Below are 12,061 nucleotides of genomic sequence, written 5' to 3' on the forward strand. Positions count from 1 at the left end.
CCCTGACCCGCCCCCCCCACCACCCCCCCACCCACCCCCCCCATACCCCATGCACCACCCTCCCCGACCCCCCACCCCCCCCCCCCACACCTCACCCCCCCCCCCTCCCCCCCCAGCGCGCTGCCCCCGGAGTTCACCACGATCGCCGAGGGCTTCGCACGCCAGGTGCGGCGCACTCCGGAAGCGCCGGCGCTCGCCCACACGACGACCATCCTCAGTTACGCCGAACTCGACGCGTACGCAGCCTCGTTGGCCGACGAGATCGAGCGTCACCACCCGCTGCCCACCGACCCCGCCGCCCCGGCCGCGGTGGCCCTCTACCTGGACCCGTCACCCGAGCACATCGTCGCCCTGCTCGCCTGCGCCCGCCTCAACCTGACGGTCGTCCCCCTGGACCCCGCCTACCCGCCCGCCCTGTTGAACCACGTTCTGCGGCAGGCCGAGCCGCTCTGCGTCCTGTACGCCCCGGGCGCCGCCGAGGCCCTCGACGCCGTCGCCCCGGAGACCCTGGCACGGCACCCGCTCGTCCTCGCGGACCTGCCTCCGACGGGAGCCGATCGAGGCCCGCACTCGGCACAGCGGCCGCTCTACACCCTGTTCACCTCCGGCTCCACCGGCGTCCCCAAGGGCGTCCAGGTCCCCGACCGCACCCTGTGCAATCTGATCGCCTGGCAGCAGCACGAGGCGGGACCGGCCGGACCCGCCGTCACCCAGCAGTTCTCCATGCTGTCCTTCGACGTCTCCTTCCAGGAGATCCTCACCACCCTGTGCACCGGAGGCCTGCTGCGTCTGGTGGATCCCGCCTGGCGCCACGACCTGGCCACCCTGCTGGAGCGGCTGGAGACCGACGGCGTGGAGCGCCTGTTCCTGCCGTACGTGGCCCTGCAACTGCTCGCCGAACACGGCGTCCGCAGCGGGCAGTACCCCGCGCGGCTGCGCGAAGTGATCACCGCGGGTGAGCAGTTGGTGTGCACGGACGCGATCCGCCACTGGTTCGCCGGACTGGACGGCGCCCGCCTCCACAACCACTACGGGCCGACCGAGACCCACGTGGTCAGCGGCCTGTGCCTGAGCGGCGACCCGGCCGCGTGGCCACTGCGCCCGGCCATCGGCCGCCCGGTCGCCCACGCCGAACTGCGTGTCGTCGACGAGGAGGGCCACCCCGCCCCGCCCGGCGTGACCGGCCGCCTCCTTGTCGGCGGTCCCATGGCCGCCCCGTGCTACCTCGGCGATCCCGGCCTCAACGGCAGCCGCTTCACCCCCGGCCCCCACGGCGGCAACCTGTACCGCACCGGTGACCTGGCCCGCTTCGACGCGCAGGGGCTGCTGCACTACGCCGGACGCGAGGACGCACAGATCAAGTTCAGCGGGCACCGCCTCGAACTCGGCCAGGTCGAGGCCGCGTTGCTTCAGTACCCCGGTGTCATCAACGCGGTCGTGGTCGCCGAGCACGACCGCCTCGTCGCCTGCCTGGAGTGCCGGGGCCCCGACCCCGACCCGGCCGCCCTGGACCGTCACCTCGGCGAACTGCTGCCCGCGTACGTCCGGTTGGCGCGTGTACGCAGACTGGCCGCGCTGCCCCGCACCCCGAGCGGAAAAATCGACCGGACGGCCGCCCTCACCGCCGAAGGCATCGCACTCGGCAGCGCGGGAACCTCCGGCGAGGCCCTGTCTCCGACGGAAGCGCGGCTCACCGCACTGTTCGCCGAGGCCACCGGCAAGAGGCCCGGCCCCGGGCAGCACTACTTCGACGCGGGCGCCAGCAGCCTCGACCTCATGCGATTCCACCTGCGGTGTGCCACGGTACCCGGGCTGTCCTTCCGCATGGCCGACCTGTTCGAGCACGTCACCCTGCGGTCGCTGGCGGCATCGCTCGCGGGACCGGCCTCCACCGTGGTCCCTCCAACGGCCACACCCCAGGCGGCCGGTGCGGGACCACGGCCGGGGACCTCCCCGAGGCCGGACGCGACCCCCCACCCGTCGGCGGCCCCCGGTCCGTCGGCGGAGCCCGTCGCTGTCGTCGGTATGGCCGTACGCCTGCCCGGCGCACCCGACCTCGCCGCCTTCTGGGACCTCGTCACCTCCGGCCGACGCGGTGTGGAGCACTTCCCGGCATCGGGCCGACGGGTGGGCGCGAGCAGCCAGTCGGCGCGACCGCTGGCCTTCGACCCGGCGCGGTTCACCATCAGCCCCCACGAGGCACGCCTGATGGATCCGCAGCAGCGGCTGATGCTGATGGTCTGCGCGGAAGCCCTCGTCCACGCGGGCATCGCCGAGCCGGCCGCGCGGCCGGTCGGGCTGATCGCGGCCTGCGGCGAGAACACGTACTTCCAGCGGCTGATCCGCGAGGCCGGCCCCGATGACCTTCCCGACGGTTTCAGGCTCGCCCTGCACCACGAGAAGGACTTCCTGGCGACCAAGGCCGCCTACCATCTCGGCCTGACCGGGCCCGCGTTCAGTGTCCAGTCCGCCTGTTCCAGTTCCCTGGTCGGCGTACACCTGGCAGCCCAGCTCCTCCGCCAGGGCGACGCCGAGGTCATGCTCGCCGGGGGAGTGCTGGTGGACACGGAACTCACCGACGGCTACACCTACCGCCCCCAGCACATCTTCTCCCCGGACGGTCACTGCCGCCCCTTCAGCTCCGACGCCGACGGCACCATCGGGGGCAGTGGAGCCGCGGTCGTCGTCCTCAAACCGCTGAGTCTGGCCCGCCGCGACCGCGACACGGTCTACGCCGTGGTCACCGGCTCCGCCGTCAACAACGACGGCACCCGCAAGCTGGGTTACAGCGCCCCCTCACTTCCCGGACAGCGGGCGGCCATCCGTGCCGCGCTGCGCCGCGCCGGACGCCGAGGTGCCGATGTCGGCTACGTGGAGGCCCACGGCACCGGCACCCGCCTCGGCGACCCCGTCGAGGCGGGCGCACTGCAGGACGCCTACGAACTGCCGCCGGGCCACCGTGTCGCCGTGTCGTCGGTGAAGAGCCAGATCGGACACCTAGGCGCAGCCGCCGGGGTGACCGGCCTGGTCCGGGCGGTCCTGTCGGTGCACCACGCGACGATTCCCCCGACCGCCGACTTCGACCGGCTGAACCCGGAGATCGATGCCGGCGCCTTCCGCGTCCCCGTGGTCGCGGAGCCCTGGCCGCGCACCGGGCCACGGCTGGCCGCGGTCAGCAGCTTCGGCATCGGCGGGACCAACGCGCACCTGCTGGTCGAGGAGGCGGCACCGGCCGAGGACACTGCGTCGGCGGAGGACGCCGACCGCGGGCAGCGGCCGTTCGAGCCGCTCCTGGCGCTGTCCGCGCACAGCGCGTCGGCGCTGCGTTCGGACGCCCGCCGCATCGCCGACCACCTGACCGCCCACCCCGGCGACTACGAGCACGTCGCACGCCATCTGCGCACCGGACGACCGGCGTTGACCCACCGGGCGGCATGCGTCCTGCCCGACGCGGCTGCCGCCGTGGCGTGGCTGCGCACCCTGGAACCAGCAGGTGTCACCGATGCCCCGCCCGAGCGGGCCGATGCCCTCACGCTGACATCGGAGGACGTGGCGCGAGCCTGGACCGCGGGCCACGACGTCGACTGGCGGGAGCGGCCGGTCCCGGCCCCCTGGAACTTCCCGCCGCCCTCGTTCGACCTCGCCGACTACGACCTCCGCCGGTCCAGCACCCCTTCGCCCGCCGACGCGGAACCCCGGTTCCCCCGGCGGCTCCCGTCCGACCGCTGGCTGCACCAGAAACACTGGGTCCGGTGGCGCCGGGCCCGTTCCGGGACCTCGCCCGCCCCCGGGCACACCGTGGTGGTCGTCGGCGCAGCCTCGTCCGAAGAGGCGTCCTGGGCGGCTCTGGCAAGGGGCGGCGCTCGCGTGGTGCGCGTACGGGAGGACATGGGCGGCTTTGCCCGCCTCGGCCCCGACGAATACCGTGCCGATCCGGCCGACACTCATCAACTCGGGCGCGTCCTGGCCGACCTGGACGATCCTCCGGGCACTCGGACCGACTGGCTCCACACCCTGCCCCTCGCGGTGCGCGGCGCTGTGGACGAGTCCACGGTCGATGCCGCGGTCCGGGCGTGCCTGGACACCGTCGCGGCCCTGTGCGCAGCGCTGGCGGACGTGCCCGCCGACTCGCGACCCCGGGCCTGGGTGCTGACCCACGCGGCCCAGCCCGTGACAGGCCCCGTCCAGCGGCCCGAACTCGCCCTGTCGGCAGCCGTCACCGAGGTGCCACGACAGGAACTGGGCCTGAACGTACGCTGGGTGGACCTACCGAACGCCGAACCGAGCGATTGGGCCGACCAGTTGTCGGCGATCCTGGACGAGGGCACACCTCCCGCCGCGCGGCTGGCCCTGCGTGACGGCCACTGGTGGTATCCCGTCCACCGGCCCGTGACCGAGGTGGCATCCGGCGGCCTGCCCGCGCCCGGCACCTCCTCCCGGCCGCAGGCCGGCACCCACCTGGTACTCGGCGGAACCGGAGGGATCGGCACCACCCTCGCCGCCCGCATCCTGCGCGAGGCGGACACCAGGCTCGTACTCCTGTCCCGCACGGCGGAGCTGCCGGCCACCCTCGCTCCCTGGGCCGGCCGGATCACCTGCGTGCGGGCCGACCTCGCCGAGGAGCCCCTGGACGACATCACCAGCCGTCTGAGCCCTCACCTGGAAGGACTCACGGGCATCATCCACGCGGCCGGTACGGCCCACGGCACGCTGCTGGCACGCCGGGACGCCCCGGCCACCCGCCCGGGCATCGCCGCGAAGCTGCGCGGCGCCCTGCTGGCCGAGCGCCTGATCGCCACGCACCGGCCCGGCACGGTCCTCTACTGCTCCTCCATGGCCGCCGAGCTGGGCGGGATCGGACAGTTCGACTACGTTGCCGCCAACGCCCTCCTCGACGGCTTCGCCCACCACACCGGCGACGACACCGCCACCGCAAGGTCCGCCCTCGCCTGGGACGCGTGGCGCGAGGTCGGCATGGCGCACAGCGCGCGCGTCCGGGACGCACGTCACCGAGCTCACCTCCAGGTCGCGCTCACCCCGCAGGAGGGCACCGACGTGTTCGACCGGGCGATGGAACTCCAGCTGCCACATCTCCTGGTCTGTACAACCGACTTGGCCGAAGCGGTGCGCTTCTACGAGGTCGAGCGGGAGGACACCGCCGCTTCGAACGCCGACGCGGTGGCGCGGACCGATGCCGGGAAGGGGGTCCCCTCCGGTCCCCCGATCGCCAACTTCCACGCCCACTCCGGTGACGGCGACGGCGACCGTGCCCCGGCCACCCGGCTGCTGGAGGCGACCCGATCCCTCCTCGGCCTGGAGACCCTGGACCCGGCGGCCCCGCTCTACGACCTCGGCGCCGACTCGCTGACCCTGCTGGAGCTTCTCGACGAGGTGAAACGGCTCTACGGCACGGACCTGGACCTGTCCCGGCTGAGCCACCGGGTCACCCTGGACGAGATCCTCGGCCACCTCACCGGTGGTGTCCTCGCGGCCGAGCGGACCCACACCGTCGCGGTCGACGTCTGGCAGCACGGCACCGGTGCCGACGTGCTCTGCCTCGTCCACCCCGTCGGCGGCGACATCCAGGCCTACCGGACCCTGGTCTCGGCCCTGCCGGCCCACCTGACGGTCTGCCTGATCGCCGACCCCGCTCTGAGCGCGCCGGACGGTTCCGACTGGTCCCTCACCGAACGCGCCGGCCACTACCTGACCGCCGTACGAGGGAAGTTCCCCGCCTCCGATCATCAACTGCGTCTGGGAGGCTGGTCGTTCGGCGCGTGGACCGCCCTCACCATGGCCGCCCTCGCGGAGGAAGGCGGCGAGCCGGCCGAAGCCCTCTATCTGCTCGACCCGCCGTCCCCCGACCCGGGAAGCCGTCCCGTGCCCGACGACGACCAGGTCGCGGCCGTGTTCGCGTACGAACTGCGCGGAAACCGGGCCGACGGTGCCCTCGCCGAGCGGGGGAGGGCCTACGCCGAACGCCTCGCCCGCCGCTGCAGGGCCAACCTCGCGGCCATGGCCGAACACCGGCTGCCCCGCGTGACGAGCACCCCCAGCACCCTGTGGCTCGCCCAACAGGCCGTCCAGGAACTCCCGGTGGCGATGGCCGCCCCGTCCACGGCGGGGGAGTGGAACACCCTTCTGCCGTCCTCGACCCGGATCCACCAAGTCCCCGCCAACCACTACGAACTCGTCGCCGACCCCCATGTGCGCGCGGTGACCACGGCCATTTCGGGCGACCTCACCACCCAGCCCCTGGCCCCCGCGACCACCACCGGCGACCGCCGCGCCCCCGCGGCCCGCTCCTGACCCGGCAGCCGAGGAGACCAACGCCGTGGCACACCCGTACACCCGACTGCCCGCCCGATCGTTCTGGCGCACCGCCGTGGCCGAACCCGACCCCCAGGACATCCACGACCTGTGGAGCCCCAAGTTCCCGATCGGACAGGACGATCCGGTCGTCACCGCGGGCTCCTGCTTCGCCCGCCACATCGGTCGCGCCCTCCTCGCCGAGGGCATGCACTGGTACGACGCCGAGCTGCCGCCGCCCGGACTGACCGCGGCGGAGCAAGACCAGTGCGGCTACCGCCGGTTCTCCTTCCGCACCGGCAACATCTACACGGCCGCCGCCCTGCGCCAATGGGTCGCCTGGGCGCTGGACGAGGAGAAACCGCCCGAGGAACTGTGGGACGCTCAGGGCGCGTTCCTCGACCCGTACCGGCCGACCATCGAACCGGGCGGGTTCACCTCCGTTGAACAGGCCCTCGCCGCCCGGACGGTGACCCTCCGCGCGATCCGTACGGCGCTGACCCGGGCGCACTGCCTCGTCTTCACCCTCGGCCTGACCGAGGCATGGTGGGACACGGCGCACGGCACCGTACTGCCGCTGTGCCCCGGCACGGCCGGCGGCACCTTCGACGCCGCCCGGCACGTCCTGCGCAACCACACGGTCGCGGAAGTGGCCGACGACCTGAGGGCCGTGCTGGACCTGGCTCGCGGCCTCAACTCCCGGCTGCGGATGGTCCTCACGGTCTCGCCGGTGCCCCTGACGGCGACCGCCACAGGCCGGCATGCCCTCGTCGCGACCACTCACTCCAAGTCCGTACTGCGGGCTGCGGCAGGGCAACTCGCAGACGAACTCGACCACGTCGACTACTTCCCCTCGTACGAGATCGTCACGGGTCTTCCCTACCGGGCGAGGTTCTACGAGCCCAACCTGCGCACCGTCACCCCCGAGGGGGTCGCCTTCGTGATGCGGCACTTCTTCGCCGCGACGACCGGCCGCCCGCTTCCCGCGGGACCCACGGCCCCGCAACTCCACCCCACCGTCGGCGCAGAGGAGCAATGGTGTGACGACGTCATACTCGACTACTACGGCCCCGGCCAGGTTCCTCCTGCTCGGTGACTCGCACGCCGGAGCCGTCGGCCGCGCGGCCAAGGAATCGGACCTCCCCTTCGTGGGCGGCCCGATCGGCTCCGGGCGGGACTTCCTCGGACCGTTCTTCGACCCGTCGGGCACGGACGACATCACCTTCCGTGACCCTGAAGCGCAGGTCCTGTACCGGGAGTTCCTCGACATGCTGGACACCCCCGCCCTCGGTCGGCTGACCATGCCGCTGGTGTGCACGTTCGGCCTGAGCGTGCACACCGTGGCCACCGCTGCCAACTGGGCCGTGCACCGGGACACCCACGGCGCCTACACAGCCGGCTTCCTGAACAGCGCCCACTTCAGGGACCTCGTACGCGCCACGGCCACCGGCGCACTGGCCTTCTATGACCGCGCAGGCGCCCTTGGACTGCGCATGCTCGCCCTGCTCCCGCCGCAGCGCGTCCCCGGCATGTCCGATCCCCGCGTGTTCTTCGCGGCCCAGGACGTACTCCACGGCGAACTGCGTGCCCGTGGCGTCGAGACCGTCGACCTTCGCACCCGCGTCACCGGGAGCGACGGCCTGCAACGTGCGCCGTTCTGCCAGGCGGACGACACCATCCACGGCAGCGTCGGCTTCGGCCGCCTGATCCTCTCCGAACTCCTCGACCGGGGCCTGTGACCTGGCCGGCCCCCGCACCCCTGCCGGCACCCGCCGCAAGGCCCCTGTGAGCCCGCGGCCCCGCCGCACATCCCGACCACACCAGCCACTCCACGTACAAGTGAGGACGCATCATGGAAGCGCACGCACTGGAAGCCGTCGAGCGGATCACCACCCGCCCCGCCGAGCCCTACGAGACGATCACCGTCGACCCCGTCACGCCGCTGATCGGCGCCGAGGTGTCGGGCGTCGACCTGAGCGAGGAGCTCACCCCGCAACAGGAGAAGGAGATCCGGCACGCGTTCCTGGCCCATCATGTGCTGGTCTTCCGTGACCAGGACCTCACCACCGAGCAGCACAAGCGCTTCGCCGGCCTCTTCGGAGAGCTTCACCCGGTCGCCCTGCCGGAGGAGGGCAGCGACCCGCACGTCCTGGAGATCCGGGCGACCAAGGAGTCCCGTGCCGTCGCAGGCAACGGCTGGCACGCCGACGGCACCGCCGACGCCGAACCCTCCCTCGGCTCCCTGCTGCACATCACGACCGTCCCCGAGGGCGGCAGCGGCGGCGACACCCTGTTCGCCAACATGCACCTCGCCTACGAGCTGCTCTCGCCGGCCATGCGGACCTTCCTCGACGGCCTGACCGCCGTGCACGACGGCGCGCTGCCCTGGATGGGACAGCCCATACCGCCCGAGTACGACATCCCGCGCAACGAGCACCCTGTCGTGGTGCGCCACCCCGAGACGGGCCGCAAGCTCCTCTTCGTCAACGGCCCCTACACCTCGCACATCACCCAGCTGTCACGCCCCGAGAGCACGGCCCTGCTGGACATGCTCTACGCGCACATCGCCCGCACCCCGCTGCTTCAGTGCCGGGTCCGCTGGCAGCCGCGCAGCCTGGTGTTCTGGGACAACCGCTGCGTGCAACACCACGCCGTCTGGGACTACTTCCCCCACAGCCGCTACGGCCGTCGCGTCGCGGTCAACGGCACCCGCCCCCAGGCCTGACACCGAACCGGGCCCGCCCACCGAACCCCCGACCGCCCTCCCCGCCTGCCCGGAAGCAAGGGACACCGCCCATGAACGCGCCCCCCGAAACCGAACCGCCTCTCCTCACGGAGGGAGAGCCGACCCGCGTCCGCACCGGGGAGGCGGCCGGCCCCGGGGGCCCGCCGCACTGGGCCGACCAACTGACCACGGTCCTGCGGGAGTTCCTCCCCACGGCCGAGGGCATCCCCGGCACGGACGACCTACGCCGCGCCGGCCTGCCGGCGATCCACCGGTGGCAGGCCAGGACGGTCCTGCCTCTGCTGACCCGCGCTGAGCCGGACGGCGGCCCAGGCGCCGAGCCTGGGGCCGAGTCCCCATCGCCTTCGCTACCGACGGGGTGCCTGATCGACCTGCACCTGCGTGCCGCCCGGGGCCACACCGTGGACGAGCCGGCCTGGGCCACCGCCCTGCACCCGGTGCTGCTCGACACCTACCGCAGGGCCTATCCGCACGCCGCCGCCTACGCCGAGGCACACGCCAACGCCCGCGACTACGCCCTGGCCAACGGCAGGTCGCCCGCCGAGGCCGACGACTACGGGCACACCTATGCCCGGCTCAGCACCGCCGCGAACGCCGAGTCCTTCGCGACCGCCCACGCCGACGCCCTCGCCCCCGTCCTGGCCCACGCCTACGCCACAGCCGACGCGGGCGCCTACACCGAAACCTTCCCCGGATCCCAGACCCGCGCGGCAGCCCACGCCTTTGCCCCCGCCGGCCAACCACCGGACCACACCGTCTTCCGCCACTTGACCGACGGCTTGGGGGCTGCCCTGAACGACACTTCGGTCTGAAGCTCTGACGTCACGCCCTCAGTGGCCGACGGCACACTGCCCCCATGGACATCATTTCGTCGCCCGGGCCGGTTCCGGCCGCTCGCCCGCTCGCCCGGGTGGAGTCGATGGGGGCCCGTTGATCGTCGTACCCACGCACTGAACGTCGAGTACGCCTACGGCGGCGAGCTCCCGGAACAGGCGGATGTCCGGCTCCCGCCCGGCCGTTGGACCGTCCGGGCCGTCCACTCCCGCGACGACGACCTGGCCTCCGTGGGCCTGGTCCAGCTTGTTCCCGCCCTTTCCCAGCGGCAGATGGCACGCACCCGGCTGTCCCGGAGACCGGCCGCCCGGCCGTCGCCTCAGTAGCCGAGGCTCGTCGTGTACGCGCACTCGGTGTAGACGTAGCCCGGCGACAGCTTGGCGGTGTCGGAGGCGGGGGACTTTCCGGTGCCGCTCCGGGACTTGTGCACGAAGTAGGTGGTGCCGACGGGCAACCGGATGGTCCGCTGCGGGTAGTGCTTGCCGCTGTCGCCGCACGGCTTGAAACCGAGCCCCAACGTGCTGCCGAAACCGTACGTGGCGCAGCTCCCGCACGCCTTGAGGTCGAAGCTACCGGTCACCGGTCCCGTGAACAGGACCGTGATCTCGTCGGGGCTGTCGTTCTTGACCGTGACGGCGATGCTGCCGCCCGACGCCGTGGTCGGCAGACGCTTGCCGGCCGCGGGCACCGTCTGCGCGACCTCCGCGGCGATGGCTATCTTCTGGGCGCGCGCCCGGTTCTTGTGGTGCGGGTTGTTCCTGGCGAAGTCGTTCATGGTGGTGACGGCGTCACCGAAGTTCCCGTCCTTGTACTGACGCACCCCGCAGGCGTACGCGCCCGAACGCGCGCTCCGCGAGGCCCGGTCGGCGTCCTTGCCGAGGGTGCCGGCCAGGCCGGCCTGCTCCCCGGGAAGTCCGCGGACCTGGGTGTCGAGACCGTTGAGCCGCTGGACGGCCGCACAGGGGTCGTCGCCGCCCACGGCCCCGACCGCCTTGTCGACCGCGGTCCTCACGGCGGGTTCCACCTTCCCGGCCTGTGCGGACTTGGGGAAGGTCGACAGGAGCTCGCCGAACTGCGCGGTCCAGTCCGCGCCGCCGCTACTCAGCGAGGCTGCCGCGCACTCGTAGAGCGACGTGGCCAGCCGGTCGTCGGGCCAGGTGGCCAGGTCCCCGAGTGCCTTCTCGCCCATCGTGCGCGGGACCGTACGGAGGTACTTCAAGGGCGATACGGCGGAGCAGTAGTTCCTCTGCGCGTACGGGGCGCCGACGGTGGCGTAGTAGGTCTTGAGACGGTCGGGAACACGCCGGGCCGCGCGTGAACCCGGGTGGTCGTCGCGCAGCGCGCCGTAGACGGCCAGCGCGCGGCGGTAGTCGGCCTCCGCCGTCTCGAACGTCTGCTTCCCGGACTGCCTGACCAGCTTGTCCGCCCGGTCGAGCCGGTCCAGCAGCATCTGCTCCGTGGCCTCGTGGCGCGCCCCGTCGTACAGGACGACCCCTCCGGCGGGTACGGCCAGCAGTACGACGCCGAGCGCGGCCGCGATCAAGGCGCTCGGCAGCAGCGCCAACCGGGTCCGCAGGCCCACGGAGGCGCCGTGCGCCGCCGCGAGCACCAGGAAGACCAGGTAGAGCACGACCGTCGCGCCGGGAACCCCGTCAGGGTGCGCGGGCAGGGCCACCAGAAGCAGGATCGCCGTCGCGACCCAGCACGCCGCCATCAGCCCCCAGCGGCGTACGACGGCGTAACCGAGCCCGAGCCCGCTGAGGTTCAGCAACGCCACCGCGAGGGCCCGCCACGGATCGGCGGGAGCGGGCGGCGGCGCGGTAGGCATCGGTGGAACGACGACGTCGTCACGAGCACCCTGAGGATCCCAGGACATGACGGTTCCCCCCGTCAATCACGCCTGAAGTTCTATGACTTGTCAGCGTACGGTCAGTAAGCGACCGGCGACAGGGCCCGCACGGAGCGTCCACGACCCGCCTGCCCCACCGAAGGGCAGACACCCCGCGTTGCACACCGAGTGACGCACGAAGCGCGCGCTTCACCGAACAGTCAGTCCGCCGCGGGCTTCGAGGTGTCCTTCGCTCTCGCCCCGCCGTACGCCACCGGTCAGTACCTCGGCGTGTTCGGCCTCGGTGCCGGACTGTCCGAGGCCGTCGGGCCGGGGCTTCTCAT

Annotated in this window: 6 protein-coding genes; 5 read left to right on the forward strand and 1 reads right to left on the reverse strand. The window is 72.7% G+C overall.

Annotated elements, in window-relative coordinates:
* Window positions 1–165 precede the first annotated feature (165 nt).
* From ACZ6KY_RS04160 to ACZ6KY_RS04180, 5 genes are all read left to right on the forward strand, one after another.
* On the forward strand, window positions 166–6,309 hold the full coding sequence (locus tag ACZ6KY_RS04160; RefSeq protein WP_469308750.1) for an SDR family NAD(P)-dependent oxidoreductase: 6,144 nt from the start codon (window positions 166–168) through the stop codon (window positions 6,307–6,309).
* 25 nt (window positions 6,310–6,334) lie between these two features.
* A complete protein-coding gene (locus ACZ6KY_RS04165; RefSeq protein ID WP_469308751.1) occupies window positions 6,335–7,405 on the forward strand; it encodes a GSCFA domain-containing protein in 1,071 nt (356 codons plus the stop codon).
* Window positions 7,350–8,048: a hypothetical protein gene (locus ACZ6KY_RS04170; RefSeq protein ID WP_469308752.1), complete on the forward strand. Its 699-nt coding sequence runs from the start codon at window positions 7,350–7,352 to the stop codon at window positions 8,046–8,048. The genes ACZ6KY_RS04165 and ACZ6KY_RS04170 overlap by 56 nt, the downstream gene beginning before the upstream one ends.
* A 113-nt stretch (window positions 8,049–8,161) precedes the next feature.
* Complete coding sequence (locus tag ACZ6KY_RS04175; protein ID WP_469308753.1) at window positions 8,162–9,034, forward strand: TauD/TfdA dioxygenase family protein; 873 nt, start codon at window positions 8,162–8,164, stop codon at window positions 9,032–9,034.
* A 71-nt stretch (window positions 9,035–9,105) separates the two neighbouring features.
* Entirely contained in the window at window positions 9,106–9,867 is a 762-nt protein-coding gene (locus ACZ6KY_RS04180) for a hypothetical protein (RefSeq protein ID WP_469308754.1), read from the forward strand.
* A gap of 341 nt (window positions 9,868–10,208) precedes the next feature.
* Here the strand turns inward: ACZ6KY_RS04180 and ACZ6KY_RS04185 are convergent, their stop codons facing one another.
* Window positions 10,209–11,717 carry a hypothetical protein gene (locus ACZ6KY_RS04185; RefSeq protein WP_469308755.1) on the reverse strand — a complete coding sequence of 503 codons (1,509 nt, stop codon included), beginning with the start codon at window positions 11,715–11,717 and terminating at the stop codon, window positions 10,209–10,211.
* Window positions 11,718–12,061: the final 344 nt, after the last annotated feature.

The sequence above is a fragment of the Streptomyces sp. NPDC042002 genome, from assembly GCF_055588305.1.